The organism is Micrococcus sp. TCR-5 (assembly GCF_052220525.1).
GTDB classification, from domain to species: Bacteria; Actinomycetota; Actinomycetes; order Actinomycetales; family Micrococcaceae; genus Micrococcus; species Micrococcus luteus.
In genome coordinates this window covers 73,319-94,790 of the sequence record NZ_JBQPDO010000009.1, presented here as the reverse complement: position 1 = coordinate 94,790, position 21,472 = coordinate 73,319, and the positions used below count along the sequence as shown (strand labels likewise).

At 75.4% G+C, this 21,472-nt stretch carries 17 protein-coding genes; 8 read left to right on the top strand and 9 right to left on the bottom strand.

The window, feature by feature from the left end; genetic code table 11:
- The first annotated feature begins 114 nt into the window (after positions 1 to 114).
- Both ACTSKS_RS06990 and ACTSKS_RS06985 read left to right on the top strand, forming a co-directional pair.
- The gene (locus ACTSKS_RS06990; RefSeq protein ID WP_010078554.1) at positions 115 to 816 is read left to right on the top strand and encodes a potassium channel family protein; all 702 of its coding nucleotides are present in this window, start codon (positions 115 to 117) and stop codon (positions 814 to 816) included.
- A complete protein-coding gene (locus ACTSKS_RS06985) occupies positions 813 to 1,526 on the top strand; it encodes a potassium channel family protein (protein ID WP_041104627.1) in 714 nt (237 codons plus the stop codon). Before ACTSKS_RS06990 ends, ACTSKS_RS06985 begins: the two co-directional genes overlap by 4 nt.
- On the opposite strand, the gene ACTSKS_RS06980 is transcribed toward ACTSKS_RS06985, so the two are convergent.
- Genes ACTSKS_RS06980 through dut form a run of 4 tightly spaced genes read right to left on the bottom strand, consistent with a single transcriptional unit; the run spans position 1,478 to position 3,775 of the window.
- Entirely contained in the window at positions 1,478 to 2,182 is a 705-nt protein-coding gene (locus tag ACTSKS_RS06980) for a DUF3159 domain-containing protein (protein WP_041104626.1), read from the bottom strand. The genes ACTSKS_RS06985 and ACTSKS_RS06980 overlap by 49 nt on opposite strands.
- Before the next feature lie 23 nt (positions 2,183 to 2,205).
- Positions 2,206 to 2,523, bottom strand: coding sequence for an OB-fold nucleic acid binding domain-containing protein (locus tag ACTSKS_RS06975; protein ID WP_041104625.1), 318 nt, complete (start codon positions 2,521 to 2,523; stop codon positions 2,206 to 2,208).
- Complete coding sequence (locus ACTSKS_RS06970) at positions 2,520 to 3,296, bottom strand: DUF3710 domain-containing protein (protein ID WP_442927410.1); 777 nt, start codon at positions 3,294 to 3,296, stop codon at positions 2,520 to 2,522. Before ACTSKS_RS06970 ends, ACTSKS_RS06975 begins: the two co-directional genes overlap by 4 nt.
- Positions 3,293 to 3,775: a dUTP diphosphatase gene (gene dut / locus ACTSKS_RS06965; protein ID WP_036382821.1), complete on the bottom strand. Its 483-nt coding sequence runs from the start codon at positions 3,773 to 3,775 to the stop codon at positions 3,293 to 3,295. The genes ACTSKS_RS06970 and dut overlap by 4 nt, the downstream gene beginning before the upstream one ends.
- 117 nt (positions 3,776 to 3,892) lie before the next feature.
- On the opposite strand from dut, the gene ACTSKS_RS06960 reads away from it, so the two are divergent.
- Positions 3,893 to 4,435 carry a DUF3093 domain-containing protein gene (locus ACTSKS_RS06960; RefSeq protein ID WP_230297437.1) on the top strand — a complete coding sequence of 181 codons (543 nt, stop codon included), beginning with the start codon at positions 3,893 to 3,895 and terminating at the stop codon, positions 4,433 to 4,435.
- A 19-nt stretch (positions 4,436 to 4,454) separates the two neighbouring features.
- On the opposite strand, the gene ACTSKS_RS06955 is transcribed toward ACTSKS_RS06960, so the two are convergent.
- Entirely contained in the window at positions 4,455 to 4,754 is a 300-nt protein-coding gene (locus ACTSKS_RS06955) for a DUF4193 domain-containing protein (protein ID WP_041104622.1), read from the bottom strand.
- 291 nt (positions 4,755 to 5,045) lie between these two features.
- On the opposite strand from ACTSKS_RS06955, the gene sepH reads away from it, so the two are divergent.
- Positions 5,046 to 6,485 carry a septation protein SepH gene (gene sepH, locus ACTSKS_RS06950; protein WP_442927409.1) on the top strand — a complete coding sequence of 480 codons (1,440 nt, stop codon included), beginning with the start codon at positions 5,046 to 5,048 and terminating at the stop codon, positions 6,483 to 6,485.
- Between the two features lie 24 nt (positions 6,486 to 6,509).
- On the opposite strand, the gene ACTSKS_RS06945 is transcribed toward sepH, so the two are convergent.
- Genes ACTSKS_RS06945 through ACTSKS_RS06935 form a run of 3 tightly spaced genes read right to left on the bottom strand, consistent with a single transcriptional unit; the run spans position 6,510 to position 11,143 of the window.
- A complete protein-coding gene (locus ACTSKS_RS06945; protein WP_442927408.1) occupies positions 6,510 to 7,691 on the bottom strand; it encodes an alkaline phosphatase family protein in 1,182 nt (393 codons plus the stop codon).
- Positions 7,688 to 8,356 (bottom strand): DUF5998 family protein, encoded by a 669-nt coding sequence (locus ACTSKS_RS06940; RefSeq protein ID WP_442927407.1) that lies wholly within the window; start codon positions 8,354 to 8,356, stop codon positions 7,688 to 7,690. Before ACTSKS_RS06940 ends, ACTSKS_RS06945 begins: the two co-directional genes overlap by 4 nt.
- Positions 8,357 to 8,413: 57 nt before the next feature.
- Positions 8,414 to 11,143: a bifunctional acetate--CoA ligase family protein/GNAT family N-acetyltransferase gene (locus ACTSKS_RS06935; RefSeq protein ID WP_442927406.1), complete on the bottom strand. Its 2,730-nt coding sequence runs from the start codon at positions 11,141 to 11,143 to the stop codon at positions 8,414 to 8,416.
- Between the two features lie 48 nt (positions 11,144 to 11,191).
- Here ACTSKS_RS06935 and ACTSKS_RS06930 point away from each other — a divergent pair, with 48 nt between their 5' ends.
- The 4 genes from ACTSKS_RS06930 (at position 11,192) to ACTSKS_RS06915 (ending at position 18,994) form a co-directional block, all read left to right on the top strand.
- Positions 11,192 to 13,798: a DNA gyrase/topoisomerase IV subunit A gene (locus ACTSKS_RS06930; protein ID WP_442927405.1), complete on the top strand. Its 2,607-nt coding sequence runs from the start codon at positions 11,192 to 11,194 to the stop codon at positions 13,796 to 13,798.
- A 139-nt stretch (positions 13,799 to 13,937) separates the two neighbouring features.
- Entirely contained in the window at positions 13,938 to 14,969 is a 1,032-nt protein-coding gene (locus tag ACTSKS_RS06925) for a 3-oxoacyl-ACP synthase III (protein ID WP_145951517.1), read from the top strand.
- Positions 14,970 to 14,987: 18 nt separating this feature from the next.
- Positions 14,988 to 17,924: an alpha/beta fold hydrolase gene (locus ACTSKS_RS06920; RefSeq protein WP_442927404.1), complete on the top strand. Its 2,937-nt coding sequence runs from the start codon at positions 14,988 to 14,990 to the stop codon at positions 17,922 to 17,924.
- Positions 17,921 to 18,994 (top strand): NAD-dependent epimerase/dehydratase family protein, encoded by a 1,074-nt coding sequence (locus ACTSKS_RS06915; RefSeq protein ID WP_442927403.1) that lies wholly within the window; start codon positions 17,921 to 17,923, stop codon positions 18,992 to 18,994. Before ACTSKS_RS06920 ends, ACTSKS_RS06915 begins: the two co-directional genes overlap by 4 nt.
- 142 nt (positions 18,995 to 19,136) lie before the next feature.
- On the opposite strand, the gene ACTSKS_RS06910 is transcribed toward ACTSKS_RS06915, so the two are convergent.
- Positions 19,137 to 21,242, bottom strand: a complete 2,106-nt coding sequence (locus tag ACTSKS_RS06910) for a DNA gyrase/topoisomerase IV subunit B (protein WP_442927402.1) — start codon at positions 21,240 to 21,242, stop codon at positions 19,137 to 19,139.
- Between the last annotated feature and the right edge of the window lie 230 nt (positions 21,243 to 21,472).

Below are 21,472 nucleotides of genomic sequence, written 5' to 3'. Positions count from 1 at the left end.
GGGCCCGGGTGCTGGGGCGACGCGGATACTCCCGGACGTGCCCGCCGGATGCGAGGATGGAGCCCGCGTCGGCTCCCCGGCGCACGGAGCACCGCACGAGAGGCAGGGACGGGCATGGCCCACTACGTGATCGTCGGCGGCGGACGGGTGGGCACCCGGCTGGCGGCCGCGCTGGACGCGGCCGGTCACGGCGTCGCCCTCGTGGACCGCGACCCGCGGACCGTGGAGGGGCTGGCCCCCGGCTTCTCCGGCGAGCTCGTGGCCGGCGTGGGCTTCGACCGCTCCGCGCTGCGCGCCGCCGGCATCGACCGCGCGCAGGGCCTGGCGGCCGTGACCGCGGACGACAACACGAACATCATCGCCGCCCGCGTGGCCCGCGAGACCTTCCACGTGGACCACGTGGTGGCGCGCATCTACGACGCCGACCGGGCCCGGCTGTACCAGCGCCTGGGCATCCCCACGGTCGCCTCGATCCAGTGGACGGCCGACCAGGTGCTGCACCGGCTGCTGCCGGCCGGCACCGCCGCCGCGGAGCACCGCGACGCCTCCGGCCGGCTGCTCGTGACCGAGCTGGTCCCCCACTCCTCGTGGTGGGGCCGCCGGCTGAGCGACGTCGAGTCCACGGTGGGGATGCGCATCGCCTACCTCACCCGGCTCGGCGACGGCCAGCTGCCCCGGCCGGGCGACCGCCTGCAGGAGGGCGACGTGCTGCACGCCGTCTACCCGGTGGACCGCCGGGACCGGGTGGAGGCCGCCCTGCAGGGCGAGGCACGCGTGCCGGACGGCGCGGACGAGGACGAGGAGGGACGGGCATGAGGGCTGTCATCGCCGGAGCGGGCGCCGTGGGCGCCTCCATCGCGCGGGAGCTGCACGCGCACGGCCACGAGGTGGTCGTCGTCGAGGCGCGCACGGACGCGGCCCGCAAGGCCGACGTCGGCGGCGCACGCCTCGTCCTCGGGGATGCGTGCGACCTGACCGTGCTCGAGCAGTGCGGCGCCCTGGAGGCGGACGTGCTCGTCGCGGCGACCGGCGACGACCGGGTCAACCTCGTGTGCTCCCTGCTGAGCCGCTCGGAGTTCGGCGTCGGCCGCACCGTGGCCCGCGTCAACAACCCGCTCAACGACTGGCTCTTCGACGAGTCGTGGGGCGTGGACGTGGCCGTGTCCACCCCCTCGATCATGACGGCGCTCGTGGAGGAGGCCGTGGAGACCGGGGACCTCGTGCGCCTGCTCAGGCTGGAGGCCGGCGGCGCGGCGCTGTCCGAGTTCCGGGTCCCGGCGGAGCACTGGCTCGAGGGCCGGCGCATCGGCACCGTGTCCTGGCCGCAGGAGGCTCCGCTCGTGGCGGTCGTGCGCGACGGTGCCCCCCGGCAGGCGTCGGCGGACGAGGTCCTGGAGGTGGGCGACGAGCTCTTCTTCCTGGCCGCCGGCTCCGCCGAGCCGGCCCTGCGTCGCCTCCTCGTCGGCGAGGGCCGCGCTCAGGGGCGCTCGGAGGCGGCGGAGTCCGCCGACACGCCGTCGTCCTGACCGGGCGAGCTGACGGACCAGGCGAGCCAGAGCCCCAGGGCATAGAGCGGCAGGCCCATCACCAGGCGGGCCACCCCGAGCGCGGTGACGGCGTCCCCGAGGTAGAGGGGCACCTGCACCGCCAGGCGCAGCGCGAACACGGCCACGAGGATCCAGGTGGCCGCGGCGTAGGCGCGGCGCCGAGGCCGGTGGGCCCGCCAGCGGGTGCCCTCGGCGCGCACGAGGCCGAGCACCAGGCCCGCCGCGGGCCAGCCCACGAGGGCGGACACCGCGAACGCGAGGCCGTAGGCGGCGTTGGTGACGAAGCCCCACAGGTAGTAGTCGCGGGCCTGGCCGGTGGTCAGGGAGACCACGACGGACAGGACGACGACGGCGAGGCCGGCCAGCACCTGGACCGGCGACTGGCGCTGGACGAGGCGCGCGACGCCCAGCACGAGAGCGACCGCGACGGCGGCCACGCCGGAGGGCCACACCTGCTGGGTGGCGACGTAGCCGACCATGTAGACGAGGGTGGGCAGGGAGGCCTCGACGATGCCGCGCCAGCCACCGACGCTGCCCAGCGCGTCGAGGCGGCCGCGCTCGTCCAGGCGGGCTCGAGACGGCAGGGGGCCGGCCCCGTCCGGGGCGGCGGTGACGGGGCCACGCGGCTCGGTCATGGGCTCTCCTCTCGGGGCCGTGCTCAGAGCGTGGCCTCGGGCGCGTCGACCAGGTCGAACTCGGGGTTGTGCAGGGTGGGCACGCCGTCCATCTGGGTGACGCGGCCGCGGACCGTCAGCCACTCCCCCGGCATGACGCCGGGCACGCGGCGCCGCCCGTGCCAGACCAGCTGCAGCGTCTCGGCGGGCGCCATGCTCCCGGGTGCGGGCAGGCGGTCGGCCAGGGCCGCGCGGAAGACGGTCGCCTCGTCCGCGCCGGGCAGCGTGACGGAGGCGATGACGCCGCGGCGCTCGATACGGCCTGCGGCGCCGGTCGGGCGGGCCGCGACGGCGGGGCTCACCGGATCTCCGTGATCTCCGGACCGCGCTCGGGCAGCGCGGTGGTCTCCGGTGCCGCGCCGTCCCCCGGGCCGGCGGCGGTGTCCGCGAGCACGTCCCGGCCCTCGTCCGGGGCCGGGCGGCGACGCTGCAGCGGGCGCGCGTTGGGCGGCGGACGCAGGGGCAGCAGCTCGCGCGGCGGGAGCGGCTCGTCGCCCCGCACCACGACCAGGTCGGAGAACACCTGTTCGAGCGGATCGGCGGCCTCCGGCTGGAAGGCGGCCTCGCCGTGGAACACGCCGCGCACGAACCAGCGCGGACCGTCCACGCCCACGAACCGGGCGACGTTCCACCCCGGCGAGCCGTCCGGCAGCGCCGCCGGCACGCGCGTGAGGATCTCGATGCCGAAGCGGCCGGTCTGCTCCTGCACGGTCGCGTGGGCCGTGGTCGACAGGGAGTCGTGCAGCTCGGCGCGCAGGTCGTCCCACAGACCCGTGCGGCGCGGGGCGCTGAACGCCTGGACCTGCAGCGCCGAGCGGCCGAGGCTGACGGTGGCGGCGACGATCCGCTTCGTCGCGTCCTCGACGTCGAGGCGCAGCTTCATGCCCTGGACCGCCCGCAGGCGCAGCGACCCCAGGTCGATCATGCCGGCGGGGTCCGGGCGGGTGGCGAGGTCGTGCGGGCCGACGTCGGCTGCCTCCGGCGCGGCGGCGATCTCGAGGTCGCGCTCCTCCAGCAGCTCGGCCGGCAGGCTGACCTGCTCGTGGCGCACGGTGCGGTTGCGTCCGAAGATCACGACGTCCTCCCAGGGGTGGTGTCGGCGGTGAAGCCGCCGGTCGAGCCGAAGCCGCCGGCCCCGCGCTCGGAGTCGGGCAGCGCGTCCACGGGCTCGAAGCGGGCCCGCACGACCGGCTGCAGCACGAGCTGGGCGATCCGGTCGCCGCGGCGCAGCACGATCGGCTCGGTCGGGTCCAGGTTGATCAGGGGCACCTTGATCTCGCCGCGGTAGCCGGCGTCGATGGTGCCGGGGGCGTTGACGACGCTCAGGCCGTGGCGGACCGCGAGGCCCGAGCGGGGGTGCACGAACCCCGCGTGGCCCTCCGGGATGGCCAGCGCCACGCCGGTCGGCACGAGGGCACGCTCACCCGGGGCCAGGGTCACGTCGACGGCGGTGCGCAGGTCCGCGCCCGCGTCGCCCGGCTGCGCGTAGGCGGGCGGGGCCAGGCCCGGATCGAGGGCGTGCAGGGGCACGGGCAGCTCGGCGGAGTCGGTCACGAGGCCCGACCCTACACGAGCACCCGTCGGCCCGGGGCCGCGTCGAGGCGGCCGGGCGGGCGCCCTTGCCGGTGCCGCGCGGCGGGACCGGAGTCCGGATGTGGGAAGCTGGGACCCATGCGTGATCCCCAGCAGCACCCCGTCGCCGATGCCTCCCGTCGCGCCCCCGAGGGCGCTGCGGCGGGACCCGATCCGGTCCTGTTCGAGGAGCGGTTGACGCCCTCCCCGGGGGTCTGGGCCGTGGCGCTCATGCTGGCGGCGCTGACGATCCTCGTGTTCGCGCCGATCGACCTCGGGGTGGGCATCGCGGCCGCCGTCGCGTTCTTCGCCGTCGAGGTCCTGATCCTGGTGGCCACCACCCCGCGCATCGTGGTGCGCGAACGCACCCTCCAGGTGGGCCGCGCCAGCATCGAACGGCACCACGTCGGTCAGGTCACGGGGTATCGCGGCGAGGACGCCCGGGCCCAGCGCGGCCCGCTGCTGCACGGGCTGGCCTTCGTGAACGTGCGCGGCTGGATCGCGCCCGTCGTGCGGATCCAGCTGACCGACGAGCGCGACCGCACACCCTACTGGCTGACCAGCACCCGGCGTCCGGAGGAGCTGGTCGCGGCCCTCGGCGGGGCCATGGCCCGGCAGGAGGGGGCGGCCGAGGACCGCTGACCGCCCCGGCGGCGGGGGCTCAGCCCTCGCAGTCGCTGCAGTAGATCAGGCCGTTCTTCTCACGCGCGGCCTGCGAGCGATGGCGGACCAGGAAGCAGGAGGCGCAGGTGAACTCATCCGACTGGGCGGGCAGCACCCGCACCATCAGCTCTTCACCCGAGAGGTCGGCGCCAGGCAGCTCGAACCCCTCGGCGGCCTCCGCCTCGTCCTCGTCCACGACGGCGGACTGGGTGTCCGTGCGCCGTGCCTTCAGCTCCTCGATGGAGTTCTGGCTCAGCTCTTCCTCGTTCTTGCGAGGGGCGTCGTAGTCAGTGGCCATGGGGTTTCACGCTCCGCTGGTGGGGGACGGCACCGGGACCGGTGCCGGCACTGCGCGGACGGCGTCGTGGGCGGACCACGCGTCACCGGCCTGCGCCGTTGCGCGTAGATTGTGCACCATGGCCGAACCCGTGCCAAATGTTGACGGGCACGCTCGCCCAGGGCGGATTCCCGCGGCCGCTCGTCCCTCGCCCGGGCCGTGGTCTGCGGCACGGCGGCTAGGATCGGGGCATGCCCGGCCGGGCGTCCACATGCCCGGTGACCAGAACACGATGTGGGAGGGACCACCGCCATGGCAGAGCTGCGACTGACCGGACCCACCGAGGACGGCGACGCGCTGCGCCTGTCGGGGCCCGAGGGTGAGGAGCACACGCTCGCCCTCTCCCCCTATCTGCGCCGGCTGGTCATCGAGGGCGCTGCGCCCGAGGCCGTGCGACCGGCCGAGGGCGGCCCCGCGGCCTGGCACGACATGACGGAGACGGACGTCCCCGGGACGGGCGACGAGGACGCCGAGGGACCGGTGGACGCGACGACGCAGGCCGACGATGCCGCGGAGGAGGGCGAGCGGGCTCCCGACGTGCCCTCCGGCCCGACCCGTCCGGACGAGGACCTCGCGCTCACCCCCCGCATCGACCCGCAGCCCGCGGCCGACGATGAGACCGCAGACGGCCCGACCCCGGCGCCGCTGACCGACCAGGAGTCCATCAAGGCCGCCGCGACCCACGAGGCCGAGCCCCTCACCCCCCGGGAGATCCAGCAGCGCATCCGTGCGGGCGCCTCCGTGGAGCAGGTCGCCCGGGAGAGCGGGAACGCGTTCTCGCGCATCCGCACCTACGGTCACCCCGTCCTGGCCGAGCGCGACTGGATCGCCCGACAGGCCCGCGCCGTCGAGGTCTGGGTCGGCGGGCCCGACCTCTACGCGGACCTCGTCCAGGACGGCGGCCCCACGACGCTCGGCGAGCTCGCCGCGCACCGACTCGCCGAGCTGGGCGTGGACGAGGCGAGCCTCGAGTGGGACGCGTGGCGCGAGGACCAGGCCGGCTGGACCGTGGCCGCCCGGTTCGCCGTGGCCGGCGCGAGGAGTCTGCCCACCCGCGAGGAGCCGCCGGCGCTCTGGACGTTCAGCCCGGCCGGACGCCACCTCGAACCCGAGAACGCCTGGGCCCGCGCCCTGTCCGAGGCGGAGGCCTGGGACCTGGTCCCCCGCGCCCCCGCGGCCGAACCGGTGACGGACGACGTGGACGCCGAGGACGCCGTGACCCCCGCGGGTGCGCACTCCCCGGCCGCCGACCGCGACGCCGATCTGCTGGAGATCCTGCGGGTGCGCCGGGGTCAGCGTGTGGGCGCGGACCTGGAGTCGGACGACGCGCTCGCGCACCTGATCGCTCGCGAGCACCAGGACCGGAGTCGGCGCGAGGCCGCCCAGGCGCCCGAGCGGCTCGCCCCGGTCGACGCCGAGGGGGCCCTGACGACCGCCGACGACGCCCCGGTCGTCGACGAGCCGGAACCGGCCACCGAGACCGACCGCGCCGAGGACACTGCCGCAGAGATCGCGGACACGGAGGTCGCGGACGCGGGTGTCGAGGACGAGGGGGCGGAGCCCGCGCCTCGCGAGCGTGCCGCGCGCCCTGCCATGCCGACCGTCACGCCGCGCCCCCGGGCCCGCTCGGCCGCTCGCCGCGCGTCCGTGCCCAGCTGGGACGAGATCGTCTTCGGCCGCAAGGGCGACTGACCCCGGCCCGGCCCCGGGGCGGGCTCAGCGGTGCCAGGTGAGCAGCGGGACCTCCCGCTCGGCGCGCGTGGGCGCGCCGTGCTGGCCCACCATCTCGAAGGCGTGCGGGGGCACCCGCCGGCCGTCGTAGAGGGCCAGATCCCCGTGCACGGCGACGAGCAGATCCCCGATGCGGGCACGGACCCGGTCCTCGACGACGGCGCCGAACCAGCCGGCGTCGACGGCCTCATCCCGCGTGAGCACCCACGCGTGCGCCCCGTAGCGCTCGGCCCAGGCGCGCCGCACCCTCTCGCGCACGTCCGGACCCGCGTCGGATCGGAAGTGCAGCTGCACGAGGCGAGGCTCCCCCGCGGTGTGCGCGATCCCCTCGAGCAGCGCGGCGTCGGCGAGCTCCCCGGCCTCGTCCAGGGCGGCGTAGTCCACGCGGCGCGACGGCGGCACGTCGACCATGCCGTGGTCGCCGGTGGCGAGCACCACCGTCCCAGCGGGCACGCGGTCCACCAGGCGCCGCACCGCCGCGTCGATCTCCTCGAGGGCGTGCAGCCACCGGTCCGAGCCCACGCCGTCCCGGTGGCCGGCCTTGTCCAGCTCGTTGACGTAGACGTAGACGAGCGTGGGCACGCGGGCGTCCTTCAGCACGCGTTCGGCGGCCTGGGCGCGGGCGATCAGGGTGCGACCGGCCACGAACCGGCCGCCACGCAGCCCCGCCCGTGTCAGGGCCGAACGCTCGAAGGCGGGCAGCGAGACCGTGACGGCGTCCACGCCGGCCACGGCGGCACGCTCGAACACGGTGGGCTTCGGCTGCCACCCCACCGGGTCGGTGGCCTCGTCCCAGCCGCCCAGCTGGTTGATCACCACGTCCCGGTCCGGGTCGAGCACGTCGTAGCCGGCCACGCCGTGCTCCCCGACCTCCAGCCCGGTGCCCAGGCTCGTGAGGGAGGCGGCCGTCGTGGTGGGCACGGCCACCTCGAGGACGCGGCCGCCGTCGGCCATCGCGGCGCGCAGCGTGGGGGCGTGGCCGCCGAAGCGCTTCAGCAGGGACCGGCCGAGGCCGTCCACCAGGGCGACGACCACGCGGCGGCCCTCCGGGACCGCGAGCGCGTTCTCACAGCCCGGGACGCCGAGGGCGGCCGCGGCGGAGGTCAGGACGGAGCGCAGGGCACGGTCGGCGGGGACCACGCCGTCGGGGAGGGCGGGCCCCGTCACGTGGTGGCCGCCAGGTGGGCGCGGCGCAGGGCCCGGGCGAAGGCCAGAGCGCCGTCGACGGCCCCCTGCCCGTCGGCGTCGGCGGCGACGCGGATCACGAGGTCCTCGCGGGTGGCGGTGCCGGTGTAGCCGTGGTCGAGGTCGCACTGGGGGTCGGCGCAGCCGGCGGGCTGCAGGTCCAGGCGCTGGCCACCGGCCCACATCAGCCCGAGGGTCATCTCGGCCACGGGGTCGGACGGCCGGAAGCGGGCGGGGTCGGCGTGGCCCGTGGTCAGGACCACGGAGCCGAGGGCGCGGACCGGGACTATCTCGGTGGAGACCTGGGCGAGGACCGCCTGGCCGGCCGGGTCGGCGGCGTGGTCGTCGAGGTGGACGGCCAGCAGGGTGTCCCCGGCGAGCACGAGGGCCGTGATGTGCCGGTGGATCTCCTCGTAGTCGAAGTGCGTGTCCACGTGGACGAGGTGCGCGTCCGGGGCGCGGCCTTCGAGCTCGACGGCGATGGCGTGCGCCACGAGGTCCGGGTAGAAGCCGGCGCGGACGAGCGAGGCGTCGAGGCCGCCGCTGCCGTCCAGGGTGCGGGCCTCGCGCTGCCGGCCCTCGGCCTCGGGGGCGTCGGGGCGGTGGTCGAAACGGCCGGGCTCGTGACTCCTGCGGAACGGGCTCATGTCCCCCATGGTACGGGTCCGGCGCCGGGCCGCCCGGGCCCGCTGTGGACGGGCCGGTCAGCGGCCGCGCAGCGCGCGCCGGGCCGAGTCGGTGCGGCGGGCCGCGTTGGCGACGTGCACCTCGGCCTGCAGCACCGTCACGCCCTCGGGGGCGGCCAGCACGGGCGCGAAGCGCAGGCGGGCGACCTGCGGCAGGTCGTCCTTGAGGACGCTGACGCGGCCCACGAGGTCCTCCAGCGCGGCGAGGTCGACGGAGGGCACCCCGCCGGTGCCGCGCAGCTTCACGGCGGCGCGGGGGGCGCGGACCATGCGGGCCACGTCCCGGTCCGTGAGCGGGGGCACACGGTGCACCCAGTCCCCCAGCAGGTCCGTGGCGTCGCCGGCGATGCCGAAGGAGACCACGGGGCCCAGCAGCGGGTCCTCGAGCGCCGTGAGCATGCAGGCCTGCCCGGCGGGGGCCATGGCCTGGACCTCGAGCTCGCGCACGCCGAACGGCGCGAGCAGACGGCGCATGTGCTCGACGTTGCGGCGCAGGGAGTCGGCGTCCACCACGTTCAGGCGGACGCCGCCCAGGTCGAGTCGGTGCCGCAGGTGGGGGTCCACGGCCTTGAGCGCCACGGGGAAGCCGAGCCGCTCGGCGGCCGCCACGGCCTCGTCGGCGGTCTCGAACCGGGCCGAGGGCAACACGGTGATCCCGTAGTGGCCCAGCAGCGTCTCGGTCTCCTCGTCGGAGAGCCGGACGAGTTCGGTGCCCTCGGCACGCGCGGCGGCCGCCTCCACGAGCTCCTCGGCCTCGTGCGGGTGCAGGCCGGTCGGCTCGAGCGGCTCGCCGACCTCCTGGCGGCGCCAGTGGACGTAGTCCGCGAGCGCGCCGAGCACGGTCATGGCCTGCTGCGGCGACGGGTAGAAGGGCAGGCCGGGCTGCAGGGAGCCGGGCTCGGCGTCGTCGTCGACGGGCCCGGTGGCGCCGAGCGTGGCGCCGCGGTAGCGCGGGGAGACGACGTCGGTCAGGCAGCCGAGCACGGGGATGCGGGCGTCCCGGGTCGCGTCGGCGAGGGCGTGGGCCAGCCGCTCCGGCTCGTCGTCCGCCTGGTGCAGGCCGAGGCGGGCCAGCACCACGACGGCGTCGGCCTGCTCGTGGCGGACGGCGTCCCGGACGGCGGAGACCAGCGTCTCGGCGGGCGGGGCGATGCCCTGTTCGCTGCCGACGAGGCCGACGGTGGCCGTGACCTCCAGCCCGGCCTCGGCCGCGGCGTCGCGGCCCAGCCGGTCCAGGGCGAGCGAGTCGGCCACGAGGACGACGCGGTGGCCCGTGGGCAGCGGCTGGCTGGCCACGGCCATGAGGATGTCGAGCATGGCCTCGTGCGTGTGGGCCTCGAGCACGCCGGTCTGGTCGAGCATCGAGTCCACGGCGCCCTCGGGGGCCTGGGTGGTGCGGGTCTCGTGGCCCGGGGGCAGGAAGCGCCCGGTGACGTCGGAACGGACCACCACGACGGGCTTGGTGCGGGAGAGCCGCCGGGCGATGCGGGAGAACTTGCGCGGGTTGCCGAACGACTCGAGGTACACGCCGACGGCGGCGGTGTGGGGGTCCGCCTCGAAGAACTGCATGGCGTCGTTGCCCGAGACGTCCGCACGGTTGCCGGCGCTGATCGAGGTGGAGATCCCCACCCCGCGGCGCTTGACGCCGGCGGAGACCATGGCGCCGACGGCGCCGGACTGGCTGAACAGGCTGACGGGGCCGCGCTGGGCCAGGCCCGGTGACGGGGAGGCATTGAGGCGGATCGCGGGGTCCGTGCGGACCAGACCGGTGGAGGCCGGGCCGATCACGCGCATGCCGTGGGCACGAGCGAGGGAGACCAGGCGGCGCTGGGCCTCGAGTCCCTCGGCGCCGGCGTCGGCGTAGCCCGAGGTGAGGACCACGAGCCCCTGGGCCCCGGCCGCGGCGGCCTCGGGGATGAGGGCCTCGACCTCGTCGGCGGGCACCGCGACGACGACGAGGTCGACCGGCTCGCCGATGTCGGCCAGGGAGCGGTGGGCGGTGAGGCCCTGAACGTCCTCGGCGGCGCGGTTCACGGCGTGGACGGTGCCCGTGAAGCCCGCCTCGAGGACGTGGCGCAGCACGAGCGAGCCGACGGCCTGCGGATCGCGGGAGGCGCCGACCACGGCCACGGAGGCGGGCTCGACCAGTTCGGCGACGCTGCGGGACTCGGCCCGGTGCTCGCGGGACTCGACGACGGCGCGCCACCGGGCGGTGGGATCGATGGGGAACTCGACGGCCACGACGCCGTCCTCGAACCGGCGGGTCACCTCGAAGCCAGACTCCTGGAACACCGAGAGCATCTTGCGGTTCTCGGGCAGGACCTCGGCGGTGAAGCGGCGGATGCCGTTCTCGCGGGCGGCCGCGGCCAGGTGCTCCATGAGGATGGAGCCCAGTCCGCGGCCCTGCGCGGCGTCGGAGATGTTGAAGGCGACCTCCGCGGCGTCGGAGTCCCCGTACCGGTCGTAGCGGCCCACGCCGAGCAGGCGGCCGCCGCGGGTGATCACGAACGCCACCCGGTCCCGGTGGTCCACGTGGGTGAACCGGTCCAGGTCCTTGGCGCTCAGCTCGGACTTGTACGTGAAGTAGCGCAGGTAGATGGAGTTCTCGGACTGCCCGGCATGCATGCGCTGCAGCTCGGCGGCGTCCTCGGGCGAGATGGGCCGCAGGTGGGCCGTGGCGCCGTCACGGAGCACCACATCGGCCTCCCAATGGGAGGGATATCCGCGGTCGGCTTCAGTCTCACCCATAGGATCACTGTAGACAATCCCCGACGCCGTGAGGACTCCCCGACCACCATGATGGCCCGTTCATCCCGTTCCCGCCCCGCCGAGCAGGACGCCCCGCGCCCGCTGCCGCTGGAGCAGGAGAACATCGTCGACGTCGACGTCTCCGAGGAGATGGAGGCGTCCTTCCTCGAGTACGCCTACTCGGTGATCTACTCGCGCGCCCTGCCGGACGCCCGCGACGGCCTCAAGCCGGTGCAGCGGCGCATCCTCTACATGATGTCCCGCATGGGCCTGCGCCCGGACCGCGGCCACGTGAAGTCCGCCCGTGTGGTGGGCGAGGTGATGGGCAAGCTGCACCCCCACGGCGACGCGGCGATCTACGACGCGATGGTCCGCCTCGCCCAGCCGTTCTCCCTGCGCCTGCCCGTGGTGGACGGGCACGGCAACTTCGGCTCGCTCGACGACGGCCCCGCGGCTCCGCGCTACACGGAGGCCCGCATGGCCCCGGCCGCCCTGGCGCTCACCGCGGACCTCGACGAGGGCACCGTGGACTTCGTCCCCAACTACGACAACCAGCTTCAGCAGCCGGCCGTGCTGCCCGCCGCCTACCCCAACCTGCTCGTCAACGGCACCACCGGCATCGCCGTCGGCATGGCCACGAACATGGCTCCGCACAACCTGCGCGAGGTCGTGGCGGGCGCGCGCCACCTGCTCGCGGACCCCGAGGCGGACCTCGAGGCGATCATGGCCCACATCCCCGGCCCCGACCTGCCCTCGGGCGGCCGGATCGTGGGGCTCGACGGCGTCCGCGACGCCTACGCGACCGGCCGCGGCACGTTCCGCATGCGGGCCGCCGTCGCCGTGGAGCAGGTCTCCGCGCGTCGCACCGGCCTGATCGTCACCGAGCTTCCGTACGGCGTCGGCCCCGAGAAGGTCATCGAGCGGATCAAGGCCGGCGTCGACGCGAAGAAGCTCAGCGGCATCGCCGACGTCGTGGACCTGACGGACCGCAAGAACGGGCTGCGCCTGCAGATCGAGCTCAAGTCCGGGTTCAACCCCCAGGCCGTGCTGGCCGCCCTGTACCGGCACACCCCGCTCGAGGAGACGTTCGGGATCAACAACGTCGCGCTCGTCGACGGCCAGCCGCAGACCCTGGGCCTGCTGCCCCTGCTGCGGGTCTATGTGGACCACCGTCTGGACGTGGTGCGGCGCCGCACCGGGCACCGCCTCGGCAAGCACCGCGACCGCCTCCACCTCGTCGAGGGCCTGCTGCTGGCGCTCGTGGACATCGACGAGGTCATCGAGATCATCCGTTCCTCGGACGACACCGCGGCCGCGCGCACCCGCCTCATGGGCGTCTTCGACCTCACCCAGGTGCAGGCCGACCACATCCTGGAGCTGCGGCTGCGCCAGCTGACGAGATTCTCCCGCATCGAGCTGGAGGCCGAGCGCGACGAGCTGCAGGCCGCGATCGCCGAGCTCGAGGCGATCCTCGCCTCCGACGCGCGGCTGCGTGAGGTGGTCTCGGCCGAGCTGCAGGCCGTCGCCGACGAGCACGGCGACGACCGGCGCACGGTCCTGCTCGAGGCCGAGACCGCCGCGGCCCCCGCCGCCGGGCCCGCGCCGTCCGGGCCCACCCCCGCCGGCGCCGCGGAGGCCGGGGTGGACCTGATGGTCCCGGACACGGCGTGCTGGGCCCTGCTCTCCACCTCCGGACGCCTGCTGCGCACCGCGGACCGCACGCCGATCGTCCCGCAGGGCCGGCGCCGCAAACACGACGCCTTCACCTCCGTGGTCCCGACGACGGCCCGCGGCGAGATCGGGGCCCTCACCTCCGCCGGCGCGCTGCACCGCCTCCAGGCGGTCGACCTGCCGGCGGCCGGCGAGCCGTCCGCGGCCCCCGCGATGACCGCGGCCCTCCCCGCCGCGGAGCTGGTGCCCCTGGCCAAGGGCGAGACGCTCGTGGCCCTGGTCCCCCTGGACGCCGTCCTGGCGCTGGGCACCGCCCACGGGGTCGTCAAGCGCGTCCGGCCGGAGTGGCCCCTGAACCGCCAGGTCGTCGACGCCGTCGCCCTGAAGGACGGCGATGCGGTGGTCGGCGCCGCCCCCGCCCCGGACGAGGCCGACCAGCTCGTCTTCCTCACCCGCACCGGCCAGCTGCTGCGCTACGCCGCCTCCGCCGTGCGCCCCCAGGGCCCGGCCGGCGGCGGTGTCGCGGGCATCCGGCTGGCCGCCGGCGACACGGTGCTCGCGTTCGGGGTGGCCCCCGCCGCCTCCCTCACCGAGACCGGTGCGGATGCCGCGGCCCACCCTCGGCCCGCCGTCGTGGTGACCGTGACGGACGGCGAGGCGGACGTGCTCGGCTCCGCCCCGGGCTCCGTCAAGGTCACGCCGCTCGGGGAGTATCCGGCCAGGGGCCGCGGCACCGGCGGCGTGCGCGCCCACCGGCTGCTCAAGGGCGAGAGCGGCCTCGAGCTCGGCTGGATCGGCGCCGCGCCCGCGCTCGCGGCCTCGCGGGCCGGGGTGGCCCGCGCGCTGCCGATCGAGTACGGGCGTCGGGACGGCTCGGGCGTGCCCGTGGACCAGCGCATCGAGGCCGTCGGCGCCGGCGCCTCCCCCGACCTCGTCTCGGCCCCGCCCGCCGAGGACGACGCCGTGGCCGTGTCCGCCCACTGACCCGGCCCGGGGCGAGCCTGTTCGCCTCGGGCCGATCGACGCCCCCGATGGGCGCCCCACCCGGCCCCTCCGATACAGTGGGCTGTCGTCTCACCGCAGGTGAGCGCCCCCTCCCCCGACCCCCCGCAGATTGGTCCTGGTGACGAACGTGTCCGGCAACGCCAGCTACGAGTACTCCCGCGCCGCCCTCCTGGCGGTCACCGAGGTGGAGGCCCCCGTCGAAGTCACCTCGCGGGACCTCGACGACCAGCTGGCGGAGGTGCTCACCCGCCTGCGCCTGCCCGGCTCCCTCCTGGAGCGGGTGGCCGGTGTGCGCAGCCGTCGGAACTGGGACGAGACCGAGGACTTCCAGGAGGCCGCCGCCCGCGCCGGCGTCGCGGCCCTGGAGCAGGCCGGCGTCCCCCGGGAGCGGGTGGGGCTGCTCGTGAACACCTCGGTCACCCGGGCCACGCTCGAGCCCTCCGTGGCCGTGCGGATCCACCACCTCATGGGGCTGCCGACCTCGGCGACCAACTTCGACATCACGAACGCGTGTCTCGGGTTCGTCAACGGCCTCATGCTCGCCTCCACGCTCGTGGACGCCGGCCAGATCGACTACGCGGTCGTGGTCGCCGCCGAGGACGCCTCGAAGGTGCAGGCCGCCACCGTGGCCAACCTGCACGCCGAGACCACGCACCGCGGCAACTTCATGGAGCAGTTCGCGTCCCTGACGCTGGGCTCCGGGGCCGCCGCCGCTGTCGTCGGCCGCATCGAGGACCACCCGGACGCCCACCGGATCGTCCGCGGGATCACCCGCGCCGGCACCGACCACCACGGCCTGTGCGTGGGCGACCACCACGGCATGTACACCGACTCCACCGCCCTGCTCAAGGACGGTCTCGAACTCGTGATGGACGCGTGGCACGACGTCCCGGCGGAGTGGGCGTGGCCGGAGGCCGACCGGTTCATCACCCACCAGGTCTCGCAGATGCACACCGACGCGATCGCGGAGTCCGCCCACCTGGACCCGGCGCGCATCCCGACGACGTTCCCCACGCTGGGCAACGTCGGCCCGGCGTCGCTGCCCATCACCCTCGTGCGGGAGATGGACTCCCTGGAGGACGGGGACACAGTGGTCTGCCTGGGCGTGGGCTCGGGTCTGAACACCGCGATGCTCGAGATCGAATGGTGAACTGAAGGAGCCAGAGCCATGCCCCAGATCCCCGCCGCCCCCGCCGCCCTGCCGCCGGCCGACCGACTGCCCGGCTGGGACCCGGCGTGGTCCCGCCTCGTGGAGATCCGCTCCGCCGCGGACCCGGAGGGGACCGTGCGGACGCTGCACGTGGCGGACACCGGTCCCGTGCTCGCGGCGGCCGGGGCGGAGATCGTCGGCACGATCGTCGCGGTGCACGGCAATCCGACGTGGTCCTGGCTGTGGCGCTCCCTGCTCGCGGAGACCGTGCGCCGGGCACGCCGGGGCATGGCGGCGTGGCGCGTCGTGGCGCCGGACCAGCTGGACATGGGCTTCTCCGAGCGCCTCGCGCACGCGGGCTCGCCGTCCGCCGCGTCGATGGGCCGCGCGGGCGACACCTACCGCACGCTGGGCGGCCGCATCGCCGACCTGGACGCGCTGCTGACGGCCCTCGGGCTGCGCGACCTGGCGGCCACCGGCCACCCGCTGATCACGCTCGGCCACGACTGGGGCGGCGTCGTGTCCCTCGGCTGGGCGGCGCGTCATCCGGAGCTGGTGGCCGGCGTCGCGACCCTGAACACCGCGGTCCACCAGCCCGAGGGGGCGCCGATCCCCGCCCCGCTGCAGGCCGCCCTCGCCGGGCCCGTCCTGCCGGCCTCCACCGTCACCACGGACGCCTTCCTCTCCGTGACGACCTCCCTCGCCACCCCGGCCCTCGACCGCGAGACCCGAGCCGCCTACCACCTGCCCTACGACACGGCGGCCCGACGCGGCGGCGTCGGCGGCTTCGTCGCGGACATCCCGGCCGACCCCGGCCACGGCAGCCATCCCGAACTGCAGCGGGTGGGCGAGGACCTCGCCGCCCTGGGCCGCACCGATGTGCCCGCCCTGATCCTGTGGGGCGCCGACGACCCGGTCTTCCTGGACCGCTACCTCGACGACCTCCGCGACCGCCTGCCCCACGCGCGCGTGCACCGCTACGAGGGGGCGGGGCACCTGCTCGTGGACGACCGCGACATCACCGCGCCTCTGCTGCAGTGGGCCCAGCTGCTGCGCGCCGGCCAGCTCTCCGACCCCGCCTCGGGGCTGCCGGGCCCCGTCCCGCACGCCACCGCCGACGCGGCCGCCGACCCGGGCCTGGAGGTGGACCTCGGGGAGGAGCCCGGAGCCCGCGAGCCCGGCATGGTCCGGCTCTGGGACCACCTGCGCGACTGGGGTGCCCCCGGCTCGGACCACCGCGAGTACACCGCACTGGTGGACATGGCCGGCGCCCAGGCCGGCCGCTCGCTCGTGGGCACCGCCCGCCGACCCGTGGCGGTCACCTGGGGCGAGCTGCAGGAGATGGTCTCGGCCATCGCGACCGGGCTGTGGGCCGCGGGCATGCGACCGGGCGACCGGGTCGCCATGCTCGTGCCGCCGGGTCGCGACCTGTCGGCGGCCCTGTACGCCGTGCTGCGCGTGGGCGCCGTCGCCGTGGTGGCGGACCAGGGCCTCGGGGTCAAGGGCATGACCCGGGCGATGAAGTCGGCCCGCCCCCGCTGGATCATCGGCCGCACCCCCGGTCTGACGCTGGCCCGCGCCCAGTCCTGGCCGGGCACCCGGATCTCCGTGACCGAGCCGGGCGCCGCCCAGCGCCGCCTGCTCGACGTCTCCGACTCGCTCTACGCGATGGTCGACCGCCACCGCGACCCGGCCGCGGGCGACGCCGTCGACGAGCACGGCACCGTGCTGCCCGAGCCCGCCCTGGACGCGGACGCCGCGGTGCTGTTCACGTCCGGCTCCACGGGCCCGGCCAAGGGCGTCGTGTACACGCACGAGCGGCTGGGCCGCCTCGTGGCGCTGATCGCCCGCACCCTGGGCATCCGCCCGGGCGGGTCCCTGCTGGCCGGCTTCGCCCCGTTCGCGCTGCTCGGACCCGCCCTCGGCGCCGCGTCCGTCTCCCCGGACATGGATGTCACCCAGCCGGCCACCCTCACCGCGCAGAAGCTGGCCGACGCCGCGATCGCCGGGCAGTCGAGCGTGCTGTTCGCCTCCCCCGCCGCCCTGGCGAACGTGGTCGCGACCGCCGACGGGCTCGACGCGCCCCGGCGCGAGGCGCTCGACGCCGTGCGTCTCGTGCTCTCGGCCGGCGCCCCCGTGCACCCGCAGCTGATGCGTCAGGTCTCGGACCTGATGCCGAACGCCCGGGTCCACACGCCGTGGGGCATGACCGAGGGGCTGCTGCTCACGGACATCGACGGCGCCGAGGTGCAGCGCCTGCGCGCCGCCGACGACGCAGGCGTCTGCGTGGGCTCCGCGCTGCCCACGGTGTCCCTGGCCATCGCGCCGCTGCTCGAGGACGGCAGCGCCGAGGACGTCATCCTCGACCCCGCGCGGGGCCACGGCGTGCTCGGTGAGATCGTGGTCAGCGCCCCCCACCTGAAGGACCGCTACGACGCGCTCTGGCACACCGACCAGCAGAGCAAGCGCGACGGGCTGTGGCGGCGGGACGGCCGGGTGTGGCACCGCACCGCCGACGTCGGCCACTTCGACGCCGAGGGCCGCGTCTGGCTCGAGGGTCGGCTCCAGCACGTGATCACCACGCCCGAGGGCCCGGTCGGTCCGGGTGGGCCCGAGAAGACCGTCGACGCGCTCGGACCGGTGCGGCGCAGCGCCGTCGTCGGCGTCGGGCCCCGAGGCACGCAGGCCGTGGTCGTCGTCGTGGAGGCGGCCGTGCCGGCCACGCGCCCGGCGCGGCGCCCGGGTCACCACCGGGACGGCCGGCCCAAGCAGGGCCTCGCCCCGACCGCGCTGGCCTCCGCCGTGCGCGCGGCCCTCGAGCCGCTGCCGGTGGCCGCGGTGCTCGTGGCCGATGAGATCCCCACCGACATCCGGCACAACTCCAAGATCGACCGCGCCCGGGTGGCCGACTGGGCGGAGGCCGTGCTCGCTGGCGGGAAGGCGGGTGCGCTGTGAGCGGCTTCGGCTACGACGTCGGCCTCGATTGCGCCGGCATGCCCGACCTCGTCGAGCGCCTCGCGTCGCGCCGCGTCCTGGTGACCGGCGCCTCGGGGCTGCTGGGCGCGGGCGTCGCCCGGGTGCTCGCCGATGCCGGCAACGACGTGACCACCCTGCAGCGGCGCCCCTCGGGCGTGCCCGGTGCGCGGGACGTGCGCGGGTCCGTGACCGACCCGGCCGCCGTCGAGGAGGCCCTGACCGGCGCGGACACCGTGGTGCACGTGGCCGCGAAGGTGTCCGTGTCCGGCCCCGAGCACGAGTACGAGGCCGTGAACGTCGAGGGCACGCGCATCCTCCTGCACGCCGCGCAGCGGCACGGCGTGCGACGCTTCGTCCACGTCTCCTCCCCCTCCGTGGCGCACGCCGGCGACTCCATCGTCGGCGAGGGCGCCGGAGCCGCCAGCCCCGAGCACGCACGCGGACCCTACGCCCGCACGAAGGCGGCCGGCGAGCGGCTGGCCCTGGCCGCCGACCGCGACGACTTCCGCGTCCTCGTGCTGCGCCCCCACCTGATGTGGGGGCCCGGGGACCTGCAGCTCACCGACCGCATCGTGCAGCGCGCGCGGGCCGGGCGGATGCCCGTGCTCGGCACGGGCGCTCCCCTGGTCGACACGCTGTACACGGCCAACGCCGTCGAAGCCGTGGTGGCGGCCGTGTCCGCGGCGGACGTGCACCACGGCGAGGCCCTCGTGGTGACCAACGGCGAGCCGCGACCGGTCGGCGAGCTGATCCGCCAGATCGCGCTGGCGGGCGGCGCCGCGGAGCCCGAGCGCCGCGTCCCGGCGGGCCTGGCCCGGCGCGCCGGCGCCCTGATCGAGCGGGCGTGGGAGCGGGATCTGTTCGGGCTGCGGTCCCGGGGCGTGGGCTCCGACGACGGCGAGCCGCCGCTGACCGAGTTCCTCGCCGAGCAGCTCTCGACCGCCCACTGGTTCGACCAGCGTCGCACCCGCGAGGTCCTCGCGTGGACGCCGACCGTGAGCATCGACGAGGGCCTGCACCGCGTCGCGGCGTACTACCGCGACCGCTGACGTCCGCCGCGGTCGGAGCAGCCGCCCGCCCAGGGCTTTCGTTCGGGAAACGGCGCGGGTCACGCCGCTTTCGTTCGGGAAACGGCGGCGACTGCGCCGCCGACGCCTCGGTGCCCGCCGTTTCCCGAACGAAAGTGGGGGGTCAGGCGTCGATGCGCTCGCGGTCCAGCTCGTCGGCGTGGGAGACGATGAAGTCCTTGCGGGGGGCCACGGCGGAGCCCATGAGCAGGTCGAAGACCCGCTCGGCGGCCTCCACCTCGGCGATGTTCACGCGGCGGAGCATGCGGTGGCGCGGGTCCATCGTGGTCTCGGCCAGCTGGTCGGCGTCCATCTCGCCCAGGCCCTTGTAGCGCTGGATCGGCTCGCGGTACGAGCGACCCTCCCGCTCCAGGCGGGCGAGCGTCGCGTGCAGCTCCTGCTCCGAGTACGTGTAGATGACCTCGCGTTCCTTCACGCCGCGGGTCACCGCCTCGATCCGGTGCAGCGGCGGGACGGCCGCGTACACGCGCCCGGCCTCGACCATGGGACGCATGTAGCGGAAGAAGAGCGTCAGCAGGAGGGTGCGGATGTGGGCACCGTCCACGTCCGCGTCCGTCATCAGCACGACCTTGCCGTAGCGGGCCGCATCCAGGTCGAAGCTGCGCCCCGCGCCGCCCCCGACGACCTGGATCAGCGCCGCGCACTCGGCATTGGCCAGGATGTCCGAGACGGAGGCCTTCTGCACGTTCAGGATCTTGCCCCGGATCGGCAGCAGGGCCTGGAAGTCGGAGGACCGGGCCAGCTTGGCGGTGCCGAGCGCCGAGTCGCCCTCGACGATGAACAGCTCGGAGGAGGCGACGTCGTTGCTGCGGCAGTCCGCCAGCTTGGCCGGCATCGTCGAGGTCTCCAGGGCGTTCTTGCGCCGCTGGTTCTCCTTGTGGGTGCGCGCGGAGATGCGCGACTTCATCTCCGCGACGACCTTCTCCAGCAGCGTGTGCACCTGCTGCTTCTGGGCGCGGGCCGTGGAGGTGAGGCGGGCGGTCAGCTGCTTCTCCACCACCTGGGAGACGATCCGCCGCACCGCGGAGGTGCCGAGGATCTCCTTGGTCTGCCCCTCGAACTGCGGTTCGGCGAGGCGCACCGTCAGGACGGCGGTCATGCCGGCCAGCACGTCGTCCTTCTCCACCTTGTCCGACCCGGCCTTGAGCCGGCGCGCGTTGGCCTCGACCTGGGCGCGGAACACCTTCAGCAGTGCCGCCTCGAACCCGGACTGGTGGGTGCCGCCCTTGGGTGTGGCGATGATGTTCACGAAGGACCGGAACACGGTGTCGTAGCCGACGTCCCAGCGCAGGGCGACGTCCACCTCGCACGTGCGCTGCACATCCTGCATGGAGGTGCGCCCGTCCTCGCCGAGCACCGGGACCCGCTCCTTGAAGGTGCCGGAGCCCTGGATCCGCCACACGTCCGTCGCCGGGGTGGCGGGCGTGAGGTGCTCCACGAACTCGGAGATGCCGCCGTCGTACTGGAAGACCTCCTCGACCGGGCCGTCGGCACCGGGCGTGCCGGGTCGGCGGCGCAGGTCCTTGACCGTGATCCGTAGGCCCGGGATCAGGTAGGCGGTCTGGCGCGCCCGCGACTGGAGCTCCTCGGCGGAGAACGTCGCGTCCTTCACGAAGATCTGCTCGTCCGCCCAGTAGCGCACGCGCGTGCCGGTCTGCCCGCGCTTGGCCTTCCCGACGACGTCCAGCGGCGAGGCGTCCGTGGACGGCTCGAACGGGGCGTCTGGCGACGGGCGCGACCCGTCCTGGAAGCGGCCCGGCTCGCCGCGCCGGAACGACATCTGGTGGACCTTGCCGCCGCGCAGCACCTGCACGTCCAGGCGCGAGGACAGGGCATTGACCACCGACGCGCCCACGCCGTGCAGGCCACCCGAGGCGGCGTAGGAACCGCCGCCGAACTTGCCGCCGGCGTGGAGCTTGGTGAACACCACCTCGACACCGGACAGGCCGGTGCGCGGCTCCACGTCCACGGGGATGCCGCGCCCGTTGTCCTCGACCTCGACGGAGCCGTCCGGATGCAGGGTGATCTCGATCGACTGCCCGAAGCCGGCCAGAGCCTCGTCCACCGAGTTGTCGATGATCTCCCAGAGGCAGTGCATGAGGCCGCGGGAATCGGTGGAGCCGATGTACATGCCCGGCCGCTTGCGGACGGCCTCGAGCCCCTCCAGCACGGAGAGGTGGCGGGCGTTGTACTCGGTGTTCGCGGGCACGGGGCGGGCCTTTCGGTGGACGACGGCGGCCGGTCCAGCCTACTCCGCGGGCCGGACACGCCAGGGTTCGGGCCGGACGTCCCTGGGCAGCCCGGCCCGGGCGCTCGCGTACGCGGGTGGCGAAACGCGGGTGCGGGGCGGGCGCGCGGGGAAGTTCCCTGCCATCCTTGCTGTTCCATGGGACAAGAGGAGGACCGACCCGCCCCACCGGCGTCGTCGCCCTCCAGCCC